15 protein-coding genes are annotated in these 16,772 nt (G+C 59.0%); 6 read left to right on the top strand and 9 right to left on the bottom strand.

Going from position 1 to position 16,772, the window contains the following annotated elements; genetic code table 11:
- Nucleotides 1-735: an IclR family transcriptional regulator gene (locus FYJ85_RS15470; protein ID WP_106051409.1), complete on the bottom strand. Its 735-nt coding sequence runs from the start codon at nucleotides 733-735 to the stop codon at nucleotides 1-3.
- 239 nt (nucleotides 736-974) lie between these two features.
- Between FYJ85_RS15470 and FYJ85_RS15465 the strand changes: the two genes are divergently transcribed.
- Nucleotides 975-1,712, top strand: a complete 738-nt coding sequence (locus tag FYJ85_RS15465; protein ID WP_154419431.1) for a type II secretion system protein — start codon at nucleotides 975-977, stop codon at nucleotides 1,710-1,712.
- 93 nt (nucleotides 1,713-1,805) lie between these two features.
- Complete coding sequence (locus tag FYJ85_RS15460) at nucleotides 1,806-3,509, top strand: FAD-dependent oxidoreductase (RefSeq protein WP_154419430.1); 1,704 nt, start codon at nucleotides 1,806-1,808, stop codon at nucleotides 3,507-3,509.
- 64 nt (nucleotides 3,510-3,573) lie between these two features.
- Here FYJ85_RS15460 and fucP read toward each other — a convergent pair whose 3' ends face one another.
- Nucleotides 3,574-4,881, bottom strand: a complete 1,308-nt coding sequence (gene fucP / locus FYJ85_RS15455; RefSeq protein WP_154419429.1) for an L-fucose:H+ symporter permease — start codon at nucleotides 4,879-4,881, stop codon at nucleotides 3,574-3,576.
- Between the two features lie 214 nt (nucleotides 4,882-5,095).
- On the opposite strand from fucP, the gene FYJ85_RS15450 reads away from it, so the two are divergent.
- Together FYJ85_RS15450 and FYJ85_RS15445 are read left to right on the top strand one after the other, a co-directional pair.
- Nucleotides 5,096-5,476: a BlaI/MecI/CopY family transcriptional regulator gene (locus FYJ85_RS15450; protein WP_154419428.1), complete on the top strand. Its 381-nt coding sequence runs from the start codon at nucleotides 5,096-5,098 to the stop codon at nucleotides 5,474-5,476.
- The gene (locus FYJ85_RS15445; RefSeq protein ID WP_154419427.1) at nucleotides 5,469-6,971 is read left to right on the top strand and encodes a M56 family metallopeptidase; all 1,503 of its coding nucleotides are present in this window, start codon (nucleotides 5,469-5,471) and stop codon (nucleotides 6,969-6,971) included. The genes FYJ85_RS15450 and FYJ85_RS15445 overlap by 8 nt, the downstream gene beginning before the upstream one ends.
- A gap of 70 nt (nucleotides 6,972-7,041) precedes the next feature.
- Here the strand turns inward: FYJ85_RS15445 and FYJ85_RS15440 are convergent, their stop codons facing one another.
- A complete protein-coding gene (locus tag FYJ85_RS15440; RefSeq protein ID WP_106051416.1) occupies nucleotides 7,042-8,124 on the bottom strand; it encodes a glycoside hydrolase family 172 protein in 1,083 nt (360 codons plus the stop codon).
- Between the two features lie 465 nt (nucleotides 8,125-8,589).
- Here FYJ85_RS15440 and FYJ85_RS15435 point away from each other — a divergent pair, with 465 nt between their 5' ends.
- Nucleotides 8,590-9,408 (top strand): AraC family transcriptional regulator, encoded by an 819-nt coding sequence (locus tag FYJ85_RS15435; protein WP_154419426.1) that lies wholly within the window; start codon nucleotides 8,590-8,592, stop codon nucleotides 9,406-9,408.
- A gap of 15 nt (nucleotides 9,409-9,423) precedes the next feature.
- Here the strand turns inward: FYJ85_RS15435 and FYJ85_RS15430 are convergent, their stop codons facing one another.
- The gene (locus FYJ85_RS15430; protein ID WP_154419425.1) at nucleotides 9,424-10,134 is read right to left on the bottom strand and encodes an SDR family oxidoreductase; all 711 of its coding nucleotides are present in this window, start codon (nucleotides 10,132-10,134) and stop codon (nucleotides 9,424-9,426) included.
- Nucleotides 10,135-10,226: 92 nt separating this feature from the next.
- Here FYJ85_RS15430 and FYJ85_RS15425 point away from each other — a divergent pair, with 92 nt between their 5' ends.
- The gene (locus FYJ85_RS15425) at nucleotides 10,227-10,853 is read left to right on the top strand and encodes a type II secretion system protein GspG (RefSeq protein WP_154419424.1); all 627 of its coding nucleotides are present in this window, start codon (nucleotides 10,227-10,229) and stop codon (nucleotides 10,851-10,853) included.
- Between the two features lie 23 nt (nucleotides 10,854-10,876).
- Here FYJ85_RS15425 and FYJ85_RS15420 read toward each other — a convergent pair whose 3' ends face one another.
- The 5 genes from FYJ85_RS15420 to FYJ85_RS15400 all read right to left on the bottom strand — a co-directional run.
- Nucleotides 10,877-11,293 carry a hypothetical protein gene (locus FYJ85_RS15420; protein WP_154419423.1) on the bottom strand — a complete coding sequence of 139 codons (417 nt, stop codon included), beginning with the start codon at nucleotides 11,291-11,293 and terminating at the stop codon, nucleotides 10,877-10,879.
- Between the two features lie 70 nt (nucleotides 11,294-11,363).
- Nucleotides 11,364-14,582 carry a cellulase family glycosylhydrolase gene (locus FYJ85_RS15415; RefSeq protein ID WP_154419422.1) on the bottom strand — a complete coding sequence of 1,073 codons (3,219 nt, stop codon included), beginning with the start codon at nucleotides 14,580-14,582 and terminating at the stop codon, nucleotides 11,364-11,366.
- Between the two features lie 34 nt (nucleotides 14,583-14,616).
- Nucleotides 14,617-15,261 (bottom strand): prepilin-type N-terminal cleavage/methylation domain-containing protein, encoded by a 645-nt coding sequence (locus FYJ85_RS15410; protein ID WP_106051424.1) that lies wholly within the window; start codon nucleotides 15,259-15,261, stop codon nucleotides 14,617-14,619.
- A gap of 28 nt (nucleotides 15,262-15,289) precedes the next feature.
- Nucleotides 15,290-15,922, bottom strand: a complete 633-nt coding sequence (locus FYJ85_RS15405; RefSeq protein WP_154419421.1) for a type II secretion system protein — start codon at nucleotides 15,920-15,922, stop codon at nucleotides 15,290-15,292.
- A 170-nt stretch (nucleotides 15,923-16,092) separates the two neighbouring features.
- A partial coding sequence (locus FYJ85_RS15400) for a LacI family DNA-binding transcriptional regulator (RefSeq protein ID WP_206213229.1) occupies nucleotides 16,093-16,772 on the bottom strand: 680 nt, incomplete at its 5' end.

Genomic DNA, 16,772 nt, shown 5'->3' with positions numbered 1-16,772 from the left:
TCACCCCATGACCAGTTTCGAACGGATGCGGGAAGCCAGGAGCGAACACTCGAACAGCAGGCGGTCGAAGTTCCGCTCCCCTGCCCGGTCGCCGTAAAAGGAGACGCCGTAGAACTGACCGCCGTATTCGACCGGAAAGGTGATGTTCCAGCGCGCCTCCGGCTCGCGGCGGAACAGATAGCCGTTCCGGGCGACATGCTCAAGCAGGTCCCGGATCTCCGCCAGGTCCGCCTTGGCGGCGTGTTCGGCGTGCCGGGCGTGGATATCGGCCCGGAAACGTTCCAGCGCCTCCCCGGGCGGGAGGCTCATCGCCAGAATCGCAATCGCGATATTCGACCGGTAGAGCGGAACCCGGTACGGCAGGCCGATCCGGTTTTCATCCGAAAAAGCGTCGCTGCGGTACAGATAGACGACCTGCCCGCTCTCGATCCCCGCAAAAGCGCCGTTCACTCCAAGTTCGTCGACCCGGCTTCTGACCAGCGGATTGACCGTGCGCGGCAGGTGCGAACTGTGCACCGCATTCTGTCCGATCCGGATCAGGCCGAGGGCCGGCTCGAAATTGCGGTATCCGGCTTTGGTCAGATATCCGGTCTCCACCAGGTCCGCCGCGATCCGCGACAGCGTGCTCGAATTGATTCCGAGCCGGCCGCTCAGTTCCTTGAGGGAAACCGGCTCCGGCGAAGCTGCGACCGCTTCAAGCACCTGAAAGGTTTTTTCCAGCAGTTTATTTTTCATCCTCACTCCGTTTCATGCAATTTCAGAAAAGATAATCCGTTTCTCCCCGGATTACAAGCCGACTCTCTCTTCCGCAATGAAAATTTCAATTTCAATATTATAATATCACATTATGATATTTCAATATTTTAATATTGCATTTTTAAATTATCGTCTTGTTTTTTCATCTGTAATCCGGTATAATTATTACGGAATCGAAATTCATCCGGAACCAACCATATCCCAAGGAGAATGCAAAGATGATGAATCACTCCGTATCCCGCTTCACCCTGATCGAACTTCTGGTCGTGATTGCGATTATCGCGATTCTGGCCGGAATGCTGCTGCCCGCCCTGAACCAGGCCCGCGCCCGGGCCCGCGACACCCAGTGTACGGCCAACCTCAAGCAGCTCGGCACTTACATGTCGATGTACCTCGATCAGGAGCGCGGGCGCATGCCCTCTTCGTTCCGCAACTACGGCGGCGGTGCAACCACGATGACCGGCACCTGGCAGGATGTGCTCTATTATGCGAATAATTCCGGCGCCAAACAGGAGAAGGGCAGCTATCTCGCGGCCGACAAAAAACGGCCTTCCGGCGTCTTCGCCTGTCCGTCCAGCGTCACTTCGACTGAAAATGAAGCGCTGGTGCGCCATTACGGAATCAACCACCGCATCACGCCGGACTGCCCGGACAACCAGGGCGGCTACGCACTGTCGAAAATCCGCAACGCCTCCGGGCGCGCCATGCTTTTCGATATCTACCGCAGCGGCAGCAGCCCGAACGGCAGCCGCGCTCCTTACTCCCCGGCAGCCCAGAACCGGGCGGAGATGGTGGACAACGGCAAAAACGGCACCTGGCGGCACAAAGGCGGAAGCGGCGGAAACATCTGCTTCGTCGACGGCCATGTAGAAGGACGCAGTTTTGAAGAAATTCCGTATAACCGCCTGAACAGCCAGTCCGACAACAGGGGAGATTTCTGGTGCAACGTCAACTGAGGCGTTTTTCAGCCGGACCGGAACTTGAAATACGGCCGGACCCGGATTCTATTAAAGAAGATATCCTGCAACATTGAGATACGGAGCAGAAGAATGATTATTACCAGACGCAGACTCTCCGCCGACTTCGTCGTGGTCGGCGGCGGCATCGCCGGACTCTGCGCGGCCGTCGCCGCCGCGCGCAACGGAGCAAAGACCGTGATCATCCAGGACCGCCCGATGTTCGGCGGCAACGCCTCGAGCGAAATCCGCATGTGGATCTGCGGCGCTCACGGCGAAAACCGCAAGGAGACCGGACTCCTCGAAGAGCTTCAGCTCGACAACTATTACTACAATCCGACCATGAAGTACACGATCTGGGACGATGTCATGTACGGATTCGCGAAGCAGGAGAAAAATCTGACCGTCCTGCTGAATACGACGGTCGAAAAGGTCGAGACCGAAAACGGCCGCATCACTTCGGTTACCGGCTGGAACCTCACCGAATACTGCCGCTACAAGGTTGAAGGGAAACTGTTCGCCGACTGTTCCGGCGACAGCATCCTGCGTCTCTCCGGTGCGAAATACCGCAGCGGCCGCGAGGCGCGCGATGAATTCGACGAGCCGCACGCCCCGGAGAAGGCCGACGCCAAGACGATGGGCAATTCGATCCTGATCCAGCTCCGGCGCACCGACCGGCACATTCCGTTCCGGGCGCCTGAGTGGGCGTATCATTACACCGAGGAGACGCTGCCGAAACGCAATTTCGAACCGGAAGGCAACAACTTCTGGTGGATGGAGTTCGGCGGCGTCATGGATACGGTCGGAGATGCCGACGCAATCCGCGACGAGCTTTATAAAATCGCCTACGGCTGCTGGGAGTACATCAAGAACCATCCGGACGGCCGCGGCCGCAAGTGGGAGCTTGACTGGATCGGCAGCCTGCCCGGCAAGCGCGAGAACATCCGCTACGTCGGCGATCACGTGCTCTGCCAGAAGGAGGTCGAAGCCGAAGGGAAATTCGACGACGCGGTCGCCTACGGCGGCTGGACCATGGACGACCACCACCCCGAAGCGATCTATTATCCCGGCGCGCCGACGATCTTCCACCCTGCGCCGTCGCCGTTCGGCATTCCGTACCGTTCGCTCTACTCGGTCAACATCGACAATCTGTTCTTCGCCGGGCGCAATATTTCGACGACGCACATGGCGCTGAGTTCGACCCGGGTCATGGCGACGACGTCGATGCTCGGCCAGGCGGTCGGCACCGCCGCCGCGCTCGCGGTGAAATACGGTGAATCGCCGCGCGGCATCTATGAACGGCATCTGGACGAACTCCAGCAGACGCTGCTTGACCAGGACCAGTTCATCCCGAATATTCCGCGCCGGGTTTCGCCGCTTTCGCTCCGGGGGGCGATCAGCTGCGAAATCCTGCGGAACGGCCGCGACCGCGACTGGGACGACGGCAAACAGGGCGCGGAATTTCCGGCCGGCGGAGAAGCCGTCTACCGCTTCGATGCGCCGGAGACGGTCGGCGGCGTCCGGCTCGTTTTCGACAGCGATCTTTCGGACCTGAAGCGCCAGCTGAATGTGGAGGATCACCAGATGTTCCGCGCCATGCCGGCGCAGCTGCCGAAAAAGTTCCGGATCGAAGCAACGGTCGGCGGCCGGAAGCGCACGCTGGCCGAAGTCGCCGACAACCATCACCGGCTCGTCCTGCTCCGCTGGGAGCCGGTTCCGTGCACGGAGGTCAGGCTCGTGCTTGAGGAAGGGTGGAGCGAACGCCCGATGCGCGTCTTCGATTTCGAAGTCCGGTAAAGCGGCAACAGCGGCAACAGGCCGGGGCCATGCAGGTTCCGGCCTGTTCCGTTTTCTTCCGGCGTCAGGCCGAACGCCTTGTGCGGTAGCCGTAGAGCGCCACCACGGCAAAACAGATCAGCGGCAGCGCAAATGAGAGGTTCACAGCCGGGAAGCCGAAAAATTCGCCGCGGTCGATGACCGCCGCCTGCAGCGGCGGCAGCACCGAACCGCCGAGAATCGCCATGATGAGCCCCGCCGCACCGAACTTCGCATCGTCGCCGAGCCCCTTGAGCGCGATGCCGTAGATGGTCGGGAACATCAGCGACATGCACCCCGAAACGGCAACCAGGCAGTAGAGGCCGAAAACATTGGTGAAGCCGATTACGCCGAGAGTGAAGACTCCGCCCGCAACCGCCAGAATCAGCAGCAGCTTGCCGGGATTCAGGTAGCGCAGCAGGAATGTGCAGATGAAGCGGCTCGCGCAGAAGAGGACCATCGCGGCGATGTTGTACTGCTGCGAAAGCACCTCCGCCGCCCGCTCATCCATCCCCTGCCCGAGAAAAATCCGGGTGCCGTACTGGATGATGAAGGTCCAGCACATGATCTGCGCGCCGATGTAGAAGAACTGCGCGATCACTCCGTCGCGGTAGCGAGGAATCCGGAAAATCCGCCGGAGCGTCGGCAGGAAATCGATCTTGTGCGACTGGTCGGCGCTGGCCGGCATCTTCACGAACCGGATCAGCAGAAACAGCGCGATGATGACCAGCCCGATCAGCAGATAGGGACGGATCAGCACCGTCAGATCCGCATCGCGGACCCGGGCGAATTCCGCATCGGTCAGCGCGGCGCGCCCGGCCGTATCGAGCGGGGAGAGCCGGGACTGGATGAACTCCATTGCGACATACATGCCGAACAGGGAGCCGATCGGATTGAACGACTGCGCAAAATTCAGCCGCTGCGTCGACGTCTCTTCGCTCCCCATCGACAGGATATACGGATTCGCGCTGGTTTCGAGAAATGACAAGCCGCAGGTCAGGATAAAGTAAGCCATCAGGAACGGATAGAAATTCCCGGTCAGCCTGGCCGGAAAAAACAGCAGCGCCCCGACCGCATAGAGCGCCAGCCCGAGCAGGATGCCTGCCTTGTACGAATATTTCCGGATGAACACCGCAGCCGGGAACGCCATCGCGAAATAGCCGCCGTAAAAGGCGACCTGCACGAGCGAGCCTTCAGTCGTGGTCGTGCGGAAAATCTTCGCAAACGCCTTGACCATCGGATTCGTGATATCGTTCGCAAATCCCCACAGCGCGAAACATGCGGTGATCAGAACAAACGGCAGGACATAGCTGACGCCGTCCCGGTGCAGCAGCGGAATTTTCTTCTTCTCCATCTTTCGGCTCTCCTTCTCGCCAATATTCACGCAAAAACATGCGTGATGATCTCCCTCTCCGCTACACTATATCCGAAAGACGCGCTTTTACAAGGATTCGGAGCGGTACTTTTTTCAAAAAAATATAATTTACAATTGTCAATTATGTATTTGATTTTATAATTTACAGATGTAGATTAATCTCCGGCAAACCGGAACGGGAAAGGGCGGAACAGTGAAAAACACAGTGGTGACGAACAGTGAACTCGAACTTTTGAAGCTGTTATGGGAGACTTCTCCCCTGACTGCGCCGGAACTGACGGAACGGGCGGCCGCCTCCTGCGGCTGGGACGCCAGCACGGTGAAGACCCTGCTGGCGCGGCTGGTCGGGAAAGGCGCCGTCCGGCAATGCGGCCGCAAACGCTTCTACTTCTACCGGCCGCTGCTGAGCCGGGAGGAGTACCGCGAAGCGGCCGGCGAACGGCTGGCCGCTCAGGCGTTCGACGACGACTGCGCGGCGATGGTCAGCTTCTTCGTGCGGAGAGGGAAGCTTTCCGCCGCGGATATCGCGGAACTGAAACGCCTTCTCGACGAACAGGAGACGGAAAATGAGTGAGCTCGGCACTTATCTCCTCGGCATGCTGCTGCGCGGCTGTCTGCTGGCGCTTCTGCTGATCACCGTTGAACGCCTCTTTCAGGTACGTCCGGGCCGGAAGCAGCTTCTCGTACTGCTTTGTCTCTCCTTTCTCCCCTTGAGCCAGCCTGTCCTGCGCCTGCCGTCGGAGATTCAACTCCGGACGATGCAAACAGTCCGGGAGGAGCGACCGGCGGCACCGTCTTCCCAGACGGGGAGTGCATCCTCCGTTCCCGCCCCGGTCTCCCTGCATCATGCGATGGGCCGAACTGCCCTGTTTCTGATTGCGGCCGGACTGTTTCTGCTGCTGAAACGATTGCACCGGCTTCGTCGCTGGACGCGCCGGGTACGCAGCCTGCCGCCGATTTGCGACGCACGCATGGCAGCCCTGCTGAACCGGGCAAGGAATCTGACCGGAAACACCCGCCGCAGGATCGATCTCCGCGACGGCGGTTCGCTCAATGCCGGGCCGCTCTCCTGCTGCGTATTCCGTTCCGTCATCCTGCTTCCCGCGGAGCGATGTGGCCTTCTGCCTGACCGTGAACTCCTTATGTTGCTGACCCATGAATGTCTGCACCTGAAGCGGCGCGATCCGCTGCGGACACTCCTGCTCACGCTGACCGGAACGCTGTTCTGGTTCAATCCGCTTATCCGCCTCTGCCGCTCCCGGCTTGAGCAGTTCCGGGAGATGGAGTGTGACGCACAAACGGCGGAGCTCCTGAACCTGACTTCCGCCGGACGCGGTTCGTATGCCCGGCTGATCCTCGATTTCGCCGCAGACGGCAATGTTTTTCCGCCTCTTCCCGCCTGCAGCCTCAGCCGAAGCGCCGAAAACATCCGGCAACGCATTCAGGGAATCACCATGAACTCTCCCGCATCCTCCCGCCGCCTCCGCTGCATTATGCTGTGCGTACTCTTTTCCGCCGGGATTGCGGGCTGCTGCCTGACGCCGGGCGTCATGAAACCGGAACCGGCCGGGAAAAGGCGGAGCTTCCCACGGGAGACAACCTTCACAACGTCGCCGTACCCTGCGAGCGGGCTTCTATTGCGCTGCAAGGCGGTCCGGCATGAATCCGATTTCATCCTGTTCCATTTCGACCTGAAAGAAAAAGGGAAAACCATTGCCGCACCGCGAATTGCCGTCCCGGACGGAGACAAGGGGGCAGTGGAAATGGTGACAGATTTTCTGCCGCGCGAGACCTTTCGCCGGGAGTTCCCGTCGAAGAATTTCGGAATCGGAGCCCTCGACGGCTTCGGCGCGGTTATCCTCTGCCGGGGAAAATTCCTCGATGACGATCATGCCGAAGTCAAATGTTCCGTCTTTCTCCGCAGCGGCGGCCGGTTCGACGAAAAGAAAAAAGAATTTCAGGAGAAAACGCTGGTGCGGGAGTACGCGATTCCGCGCTTGAAACTCGGCGAAACAGTGACCTTCTCCCTCGATCGGCCCAACCCGTACGAGACCGCAGCCGCAGAATAAGCCACCGGTCATGATTCGCAATACCGCCGCCGGCAGAGCGGCACGGAGCCGGGCCGGCGGCGGCAGGCGGTCAGATGATCTCAAGGCCGTTGCGGTCCGGCAGCGCCGGGAACGGCTTGTGCGGCTCTTTCAAATAGAAGTAGGCAACCGACGAAATATCGTCCTGCAGCGGCAGGTAACGCCCTTTGTCGCGCCAGCCGATCGCCTGGATCGTAACCTTCAGACTGCTGTGAAAATGAATTGCATCGAGCACGTGGAAGCGGTAGAGGCTGTGACGCGCGCCGGTGCGGTTCTCCCCGCCGAACGGATAGCCGAGAAACGGAGAGCTGAAGGTTTTATTGAAACACCAGGCTCCGCCGAAATAGTCCTCGGTGCCGGTGCCGCAGATGGTCGGGAATTCCGTGTCGCCGTCAAGGAACATCTTGACCTCGCCCTCGCCCCACCAGCCGTTGTTGTTCTGCTGCCAGGTCATATAACAGCCGACGAAGTTGCCGCTCCCTTCAACGCCATCGAGAATCGTGTAGTCGTCGCCGTACCTGAGCGGATTCGTCCGGTTGAACCGGGCGTGGAAATATGCGTCTCCGGCCGGCTCGTCGAGCTCTTCGAAGTTGATCGTGTAAAAGAAGCCGTCGATTCCCTCGTCCGGCAGCAGGTTCTCCACCGTGATTTTCGCGTGGCGGGCAAACGGCATCGGGAAGTAGCAGTTCATGCCGTTGGTCGGATTCACATTGATCGGAACGGCGACGATCTGCGCCGTATGCAGACAGGCGTTGCAGAAGAAGTCGCCGAGCGGAACTTCGACGCTCGGAGCCTCTTCCCCGTCCCAGTACATCCGAAGCACGATGTTCCGCAGATGCTTTTCGTTCACCGTAATCCAGATATGCCGGATACAGCCGGGGCCGTCGACATCCATCAGCGTCGTAACCGCCGCCGGCGCGAGCGTGATGCACGGACGCACCTTCCACTTTTGCCCGAGCTCGCGCGCGCAACTGTTATTGCCCCACCCCTGCCCGATGCGGACCACCTCGGGCTGCGGCGTATCGCTGACCTCGGCCATGCCGCCTCGCCCGGGCTCGCCGTAGACATTTTCAGCCGAAATCGAACGCGAACGGGCCGTCGAAATCTTCGTGAGGGAATCGAGTGAACCAAACATTTTCCATTCTCCTAGTTAATATTTTTCTAAAAGGTTATCCCCCTTCCTCCTTCGCCGAGACTGCGGAGGACAAGTTGGGCCTGTCATCCACAGCGCTTGCGCGGCGGATGATACTTTTCGGGGGCCCCGCTCTCTGAAGAGACCATGCCCGACACTGCGTGTCGTGCTCGTCTCAAAAGACCATGCCCGACACTGCGTGTCGTGCTCGTCTCAAAAGACCATGCCCGACACTGCGTGTCGTGCTCGTCTCAAAAGACCATGCCCGACACTGCGTGTCGTGCTCGTCTCCGGTGTTCCGTGCGGCTCCGCCGTACTCACACCTCCGAAAAAGGCATTGTTTATTGTTTTCCAAAAAGTTGCTCCCTCGGCCGCGGGGATTTGTCTTTTCCGATGGAAACGTGTATATTATACCACAAAAAATCGTTTTCCGGTATGGCATAAACGATTGAAAGAATGGCATAAACGATGAAAGTCCGCTACCTGAAATTCGAAACGCCGCGCCGGGAGGGGCCGCTCGCGGTCTCCGGCGTCGGCATCGGCGAGGAGATGGAGCCCGGACTGATCGACCGGCCGCATGGAACCGGAGACCGGCTGCTGATGTTTTTCGCAGGTCCGGTCCGGCTCCGGGTCGCGGACGGGGAGCTTCAGACCGAAGGCCCCGCCCTGCGGCTCTGGCGGGAGGGAGCCGGTCACTTTTACGGGAATCCGGTCGAACGCTGGAGCCACAGCTGGCTCCATTTCCACGGCAGCTGCGTTCCGGCCCTGCTGGCGGAGGCCGGGCTTGCGGAGGAGTTCTGTTTCGAGTGGAACGACATTCCGCTGCTCGAGTCGTGCCTCGCACCGGTCTACCGCGAGATCACCGCCATGCCGGAACCGGATCCCCGGCTGCTGCGGAATCATCTCTCCTCCCTGTTTCTCGAAATCAGCCGCGCCCGCAAAAGCGGCAGAAGGAACCGGATTCCGGACTCCTATCTGCGTGTCCGCCGGCTGATCGTCTCAACCCCGGAACAGGAACTCGACCTGGCCATGCTGGCCCGGATGGTCAGCCGTTCCGTACCGGCCTTCGCCGCGAATTTCCGCCGTCACTTCGGAGTCTCCCCGATCCGCTGCCAGCTCGACAGCCGGATCGAACTCGCGCGGCATCTGCTGCACGACCGGAATCTGTCGGTCAAGGAGATCGGCGAACGCTGCGGCTACCCGGATGCATTGCAGTTTTCACGCATGTTCCGCCGCCGCACCGGACTCTCTCCCACCGCTTACCGGCAAAGCGCCTCCGATGCATGAAATCCGGTCGAATGGTCACAGATGCTGGCCGCAGTCGACACAGAGAATCTCTCCGGTGATTGAATCGTTGCGGCAGAGGAACAGAACCGCTTCGGCAAGATCGGCCAGCCCGACCTTCCGGCGCAACGGCAGCGTCGGAAGCGTTTTCTCCATCTTTCCGCCCGGCAGCCACGCAGGGGGCAGGACGGGACCGGGCGCAACCGCGTTGAAGCGCAGATTCCGGGGGCCGAGTTCTCGCGCGAATTCGAGCGTCGCATCGGCCAGCGCGCGGCGCGACAGCGCGTAAGCTCCTCCCCGCGCCGAACCGTGCACGACCTCCTGATCGAGCAGGTTGACGACCGCTCCCTCCCGAAGCTGCTGCGCCGCAAAAGCGCGCATCAGGGCGAGCGGGCTCCAGAAATTCACCTCGAAATGCTCCCGGTCGCGCGCTTCCGGCCCGGCAGCCAGCTCGCCCGGCTCGAACATCGAGGCGTTGTTGACGAGGATATCGACCGGCCCGCAGGCTTCGAACAGTTTCGCAGCCTCCCCCGGAACGGCGAGGTCGGCCGTCAGAATCCGGCACCGCTCCGGCGCCGGCAGCGCCGCCGCCAGCTCCCCGGCTTCGTCGCGCGACCGCCGGACGTGAAGCCGGATATCGGCTCCCGCCGCGGCGAAGGCGCGGACCAGCTCCGCCCCGACCCGGCGCGCGCCGCCGGTGACGAGAACGGTTTTTCCATCAATATTCATGAATTTTCCCGGCAAATCTTTTGAAAATACGAATCAGCCATATTATATTCCATAGTGGAAGCGGTTTCAACCCGGAAAAGAAAGGAACTTCAATGAAAAAGCGTTTTACCCTGACCGAAGTCCTGGTCGTGGTGTTTCTGATCGGCGTTCTGACGGCGATCGGGTTCGGCATGTACAGTTACGCGATGAACTCGGCCAAAGAGAGCGCCACCCGCGCCCTCTTCTCCCGCCTCAACGCCGCGCTGGAATCCTGCAATACGAAGTTCGGCATCATTCCCCCAAGTACTACTCAAGCTGAATTCAATGAAATAACAGTAACTGTGGATAGTACCTCAGGGTTGATCAAGAAACTTGAATTCGGCGGTCGGACATTCGACTCCTCCGGTTCTCAGGCGGAAAAAGACTACCTGAAAGAATTCCTGAGTCAGATTGATGCCGAAACCCTGAAAGAGAGCATCAATTCCAATGATAAACTGGAAGACAGCTGGGGCAACCCGATTTTCTATGCCTATCCGGGGAAATTCAATAAAACAGGTTATGATCTCTATTCCGCGGGACCGGATGGATATATCGGCGTGCTTGCGAAGCAAGGCAAGGGGGTTCCTCTGACAAGCGGCAACTTAAATAACAGTAGCCTCTATTTTGAAAAAGACAGCAGCCCCTATTTTAAAGATAGTTCAACTAATGAACTTCTGTCTGACGACATCTTCAACTTCTGACGGATGCCGCATTCCGGGCCGCCTCATTGCGGGGCGGCTTTTTTCTGTCTGCAAATCAGGATTCCGGCACCGGTGACGAAGCAGAAGGCGACATCGCCGAAAAACGGAAACGGCGGCAGCGACAGTGCGAGGCCGTGAATCAGGAGAACCATTCCTTCAAACAATGCTCCCCAGGCGAGCAGCGGAAGCAGAACGGCATATCGGCGCGGACGGACGGCACAGCAGAGAAAGAGGAAGCCGATGATGCTCCAGCCGCCGGACGCCATGCGGAACCAGTAACGGACCATCGGCCCTTCCTCCGTCATCTCCTTGCCCAACCCCTGAAGCAGGAACTCCATGACGTTCCACGGCAGCAACGTGCCCAGAATGGCGACTCCCCAGCCGATCGCGGCCGCATAGACCAGCAGTTGCAGGATGCGCGTTCTGTACGGAAACATCATTCCTCCGGATGTATGATATGGTTGATTGCTCAACAACATACACCGGGAGGAAGCGGAATGCAAATGCGACTCAGCGCGCCGGCGTCAGCACCGCGTAGCCGTACGGCGGCAGCGAAAGAGAGAAACGCCCCTCTTTCACCGGAACCGCCTCTCCGGAGGAAAGTTCGCGCCACGTTCCGTCCGGAACTCCGGGGACGGCGATCTCCCATCGGCCCGGCCGCGCGCCGGAGTTTGCAAAAAGGAGCGCCGTCTCGTCTCCGCATCGGTTCACGGCGCCCAGCAGCTCGACCGCCTCGTCCGGACTGCCGGGGCGCGTGATCCGCATTTCGCGCGGGATTCCGAGACTCCGCTCGACAATTCCCCCGATCAATTGCGAAAGCTCGGTCGAGTAGAGCGAATCGAACGCGCAGTAGACCACCCGTCCGTCGTTCGACATGACGATCGACGGGTAGGCGTCCTGATTTGCGGCCAGCGTCCGATGCGCATCCAGCCGGCTTTCGGGAATGTAGCCCGGAATCGCCTGTTCCATCGGCAGCGGATTCACACGTTCGGGTTCCTGCACGATAATCTCGGTCGGAAACTGTTCGGCCAGAGCCGGATCGACCTCCACCAGCCGCATCTGGCCGCGATTCCACGGCGCAGGCTCGCGCCTGTCGATGCCGAGCAGCGGCGGAAGGCCGCGCGGTTCAAAAAACTCGTTGCGGTCGAACGCCTTGCCGAACGCCAGCAGTTTTCCGCCGTTTTTCAGATAGGAGGCCAGGAGTTCCAACTCGGCATCAGTCAGGATCGAGCGGGAGGGGACGACGAGAAGGCGGTAATCACCAAGCTTCCCCGCCAGTTGCGACTCCGTGATGAAGTCGACGGCAAAATGCTGATTGCGAAGAAGATCATAGGTTTGAGAGACCCGTTTCGCATATTCGTCCCGCCTCGGCGGCTCCGGGTCGCTGCCGTAGTGCAGATTCGCCGTGTCGGAGAGCAGCACCGCGATCTGCGCCTTCGCGCGCGGCAGCGAAAAAATCGTCTGGTTCGCATCGATGAGCCGGAACAGTTTTTCAAGCTTCTCCCGCACCGGCGGCGGCGTGGCTTTGTCGGAGTAGAAGCCGAACTGCGGCTGTTCGCCGTTGCAGAAGAAGAAAATCCCGCGGCAGCCGCCGAGGATCTGCACGAACATCTGCAACGCGGCGTGGTCCGGCTTCACCGGCGGAATCCCCTTCTGTGCATGCGTTTCGTACGAAATGACCGGACCGCCGCCGGAGAGCGACCGGGCCGCCTCCATCGCGTCGCGATAATGGAGCAGAGAGCCGTTGTAGGCGTCGCAGCCGTAGATATCCTGTGCCGCGGCCTGCAGCGGTATATGGTTGACCTGAAGCGCGTCGCCGAGCAATGCCGTCACCGGGTGCTTGCCGGAGAGCTTCATTTCCGGGGCCTCGGCCAGCAGGATCGAACGCTGCCAGGCGAAAAAATCCGCAAACGCCTGCTGGTTATAGCGGAACCAGCAGTAGAAAAATTTCCGGTTTTCATCCGGCGCGGCGGGCGGAACGATCGTTTCAAATGCGGCGAATTGCGTTCCCATCGCCTTATTGAATGCGTCGATCGAGCCGTGCTGCCGTTTCATCGCGTTCCGGTAGGCGTTCAAGGCGGCCGGTGTCGCATCGAGCCCGTAGGCCGGTTCGTTCCAGCTTACGAAGAGCGCGGCATTCGGGTCGTCGCCGACCTCCCGAGCCACGGTTCGCCAGAAGGTTTCCAGCGCATTCCGGTAGGCCGGGTGATGCAGACTGTGCCGGAACCAGAGACCGACCGGAGCACCGTTGATGTCGGCGGGAGCCGGTCCCGCCGTTTTGCCCAGCCAGCCCGGTATGTAGTGTCCGGTCAGCAGCGGAAACAGCACCATGCCGTTCCGCCGGGCGGTCTCGTGCAGATCGCGGATGCGCCGCACGCCGGCCGGATCGATCCTGTCCGGCCCTTCCGGCAGCACATCGCGGAGGCTGTACTCCTGATGGATGCTGTTGAAGCCGGACGCCTTCGCCTTTTGCATCTCCGCATCGGTCCGCCCGAACACCAGCCCGAGCGGGAAAAACGGGCGGTTGCGAAAATAGAGACGTCCATCAACGCTTTTGGCGCGTCCCGCTTCCTGCGTTATTTTTTTTTTGCGCGACTGATCATCGATCAACCGCTGCATGAACTTTTTCGGAGTTCCGTCCTTTTTCACCAGACTGAAAGTGATATCATTGAAATTGATGCCGGGAACCTGTTTCTCCAGTTTTTCCTTCATCGCCTTCGACGCCTCCGAACCCGCATGGTAGGCATAGACGAAATATTTGCTGTAAATTTTCGCCTTTTTGTTGAACTCCATACATCCGGTCAGCATATCGCACTGACGTTCATCAAACGACTTGACCGGATCCTCCTTCGGGATGCCCCATGCCTGGGCGATTCCCTCGCCGCTTGCACCGAACTCGGTGTTCCAGAGCGGCTTTGCCGCGTCGCCGTTTTCGTCCATGATCTTCCGCACCCGCGCCCCGCGCCCGATGAACGACCACGAAAGCGGCATGCCGTAGGTGTGAAGCGCGAGCACGTCGAAATACTCCCGGCCGCCGTGTTTGTAAAGCCCGTGCGGAAATTCGTCGCTGTCGACCATGCCGCCCGTCACAACGACCGCTTTCGGATTCGCGGCCCTGATCATCGGCGTAACGACCTTCAGCATTTCGACGTAACACTTCGCGCGCTCCTCCATCGGAAGCTTTGCATTTTTTCCGAAAAGATCCGTGAACGCGACATCCATCTCGTTCCACAACTGGAAATATCTCACGTCCGGGTAACGCTTTGCGAGCATTGCCATGAACTTCCCGAACCGTTCGTAGGACTCCTGCCGATTCGCAAAACCCGTGCCGGGCGCGTTACCGTGGACGATCACCAGCGGTTCGAGGCCGAACTTCTTGTAATCCGCAAACCGTTTGTCGAGCTTTTCCAATTCATTCCTGTCATAAACGCCCGGAGTTTTCGTTTTCTCAACAGCATACCAGTAAATTGTATGCCGGACGGTTTTGATTCCGGCTTTTTTCAAATTCGCGGCGACCTTATCGTCGAGATGATGGATATTGATACAGAACTCCGGCTCAACCGGAATGGTTTCTCCATTTACCCGGTATGGAGTCTGACGCGGCGAGCGCTCGCACTCCTTTTTCATCTTTTCCGCAAAATCCCGCTCCTCTTTCCAGCCGGCGGAGGCGGATGCGGCAATCAGGCAGCCAAGCCCGATCATGCAGAACAGTTTCCTGTAAAATCTCATGCTTTTATTACCTCAAACTATCATTATTAAAGATTTAACGCTTTTCCACCACGTCCTTGAATCCCTTCATGAAGTACTGGTGCAGTTTAATGCTTCCGACATGCCCATCGTACATGACCGCATTCGTAGAGCCCAGATGAACAGCACGCGAATAAGCCCCGGATGACGAATCGGTCTGATCCCGGACAAGCGGAACACGGTTCCAATCGGTTCCGTACATCGTGCTGTATCCGGTTGTCGACTTTTTCGTCAAATAACTCGGGCTGAGCATATATTGGTAATCGCCGAAATTCGCATTCTGCCTGAAACCGTCTCCATTTCCCGGGCATCTGATCGTTTTAGGACGGCCGTTCCCGGCTCCATTTTGGATTTCTCCGCTGTTCGGGCTGCCGAAAGTCGGCAAATAGTCCGGAGCCAGCAACCCGAGCCCGACACGCTTTTTCCAGTCACTCACAATCAAACGGTTATGGCTTTCCTGTCCATAAAAATACGGATGAAAATCCCGATTGTCATTCGAGTACATGTTAAGAGCAATTCCAGTCTGCTTTAAGTTGCTGACACAGGAAGCCGCCTTTCCTCTTTCGCGCGCCTGATTCAACGCCGGAAGCAACATCGCAGCAAGAATCGTAATGATTGCAATAACGACGAGCAGTTCGATCAGGGTAAAATGTTTTCTCATTTGCCTTTCCTCCGTAGCGGGATCATCCTCAAAATTCCTCGTTCATATACTTCCACTGCCAGGTCTTGCCGAAATAGCGGCTGGACGCAATGGTTCCGGCGTGACCGCCGTAGTAGAGCTGATTGGTCTTTCCGGCATGATAGGCCTGATTGAAGGCGCCGACTTCATCCTGAACCATCATGACCGCGCTCCAGCGGATCTTGAAATCCGGGTGCAGGCCGGTCTGTTTCGAAATCTTCCCGTAACCGTCGTAATAACGGTAATTGTAATCGCTGAAATTGACGGTTTTCACGAAGCTGTTCAGATTCGACGGGCAGTGCATGAGGCGCGATCTGCCGTAACCGGCCCCCTTGACGACATCGGCGCCGGTAACCTTGCCCTGCATCGGCAGATAGGACGGCGTCAGCAAGCCGAGGCCGCAGCGGGTTTTCCAGTTGCTGACCGCCCGCATATCCCCCTCCCACTTGCTCGGAATCTGATCGGCATTGTCATTCGCGTACATGCCGATGCCGAGCCCGACTTGCTTGAGCTGGTTCAGACACGCCGTCGTCTTGCCTCGCTCGCGCGCCTGGCTCAATGCCGGCAGCAGCATCGATGCCAGAATGGCGATGATCGCAATCACAACCAGCAGTTCGATCAGGGTAAATGGACTCTTTTTCATCCGTCTTTTCCTCCGTTTGCGCATAATGCTCAGTATGTGAAGTGACGGTTCGGAAATATGAATAGCAGAGCCAACAGCTGCAAAGAAAGGAAGATAACGATGTCTAACGGTCAGGAAAATGGAAACAACGGTCATACGGCCGCGGCGAACGCCGGCGGCGGCAGAAAATATCAGGCGGCAATGCAGTGCATTGCAGATAAGCAGCTTGAGTATTCTATGGCAGTCCCGTGCAACTTCACATACTGAGCATTATACGCCTCTTGCGTCCGGTCGGCGACGGAGTCGCGGATCACGAGCGGCATCTCGGGCGTCATCCGGCCCGGGGTCAGCGGTCTCCGGTTCAGTTTCGTCACCAGCAGCTCGACCGTGTGCCTGACGATCTCCTCCACCGGAAAGCGGACCGTGGTCAGCGGCGGAATGATCGTCGCCGCCTGCGGCACATCGTCGAAGCCGACCACGGAGAGTTCGTCCGGAATCTTCACGCCGTTCCGGTAAGCCCAGCGGTAGACGCCGAACGCCATCTGGTCGTTCCCTGTGAAGATGGCGGTGACTCCGCCGTCCTTCATAATCCGCTCCGCGCCGGAAATGCCGCTTTCAATGGAGTCCTCTCCCTCGAAAACCCAGCCCGGCCCGAACTCCGCGCCGCGTTCGCCGAAAAACGTCTTCATGACGCCGACCGTCGTATCCGCCCGGTCGTACATCCGGACCGGAGAAGTGATGTAGCCGATCCGCCGGTGCCCCCTGTCCCACAAAAACGAGAGAATATCCCGCGTCAGTTTGTCATAGTCGAGCCAGACCGGAACCGGCTGCTCGCGGATGTTCGTCACCACAGGAACGCTGCCGCAGAGCT

The sequence above is a fragment of the Victivallis lenta genome (assembly GCF_009695545.1).
GTDB classification, from domain to species: domain Bacteria; phylum Verrucomicrobiota; class Lentisphaeria; order Victivallales; family Victivallaceae; genus Victivallis; species Victivallis lenta.
Note: the sequence above shows the minus strand (reverse complement) of the source record. Positions and strands in the feature narration are given on the sequence as shown.

Excerpts from the sequence above, each read along its gene's own strand:
- FYJ85_RS15470 (WP_106051409.1), bottom strand. The coding sequence starts at position 735 with ATGAAAAATAAACTGCTGGAAAAAACCTTTCAGGTGCTTGAAGCGGTC.
- FYJ85_RS15465 (WP_154419431.1), top strand. The coding sequence starts at position 975 with ATGATGAATCACTCCGTATCCCGCTTCACCCTGATCGAACTTCTGGTC.
- FYJ85_RS15460 (WP_154419430.1), top strand. The coding sequence starts at position 1,806 with ATGATTATTACCAGACGCAGACTCTCCGCCGACTTCGTCGTGGTCGGC.
- fucP (WP_154419429.1), bottom strand. The coding sequence starts at position 4,881 with ATGGAGAAGAAGAAAATTCCGCTGCTGCACCGGGACGGCGTCAGCTAT.
- FYJ85_RS15445 (WP_154419427.1), top strand. The coding sequence starts at position 5,469 with ATGAGTGAGCTCGGCACTTATCTCCTCGGCATGCTGCTGCGCGGCTGT.
- FYJ85_RS15440 (WP_106051416.1), bottom strand. The coding sequence starts at position 8,124 with ATGTTTGGTTCACTCGATTCCCTCACGAAGATTTCGACGGCCCGTTCG.
- FYJ85_RS15435 (WP_154419426.1), top strand. The coding sequence starts at position 8,590 with ATGAAAGTCCGCTACCTGAAATTCGAAACGCCGCGCCGGGAGGGGCCG.
- FYJ85_RS15430 (WP_154419425.1), bottom strand. The coding sequence starts at position 10,134 with ATGAATATTGATGGAAAAACCGTTCTCGTCACCGGCGGCGCGCGCCGG.
- FYJ85_RS15425 (WP_154419424.1), top strand. The coding sequence starts at position 10,227 with ATGAAAAAGCGTTTTACCCTGACCGAAGTCCTGGTCGTGGTGTTTCTG.
- FYJ85_RS15420 (WP_154419423.1), bottom strand. The coding sequence starts at position 11,293 with ATGATGTTTCCGTACAGAACGCGCATCCTGCAACTGCTGGTCTATGCG.
- FYJ85_RS15415 (WP_154419422.1), bottom strand. The coding sequence starts at position 14,582 with ATGAGATTTTACAGGAAACTGTTCTGCATGATCGGGCTTGGCTGCCTG.
- FYJ85_RS15410 (WP_106051424.1), bottom strand. The coding sequence starts at position 15,261 with ATGAGAAAACATTTTACCCTGATCGAACTGCTCGTCGTTATTGCAATC.
- FYJ85_RS15405 (WP_154419421.1), bottom strand. The coding sequence starts at position 15,922 with ATGAAAAAGAGTCCATTTACCCTGATCGAACTGCTGGTTGTGATTGCG.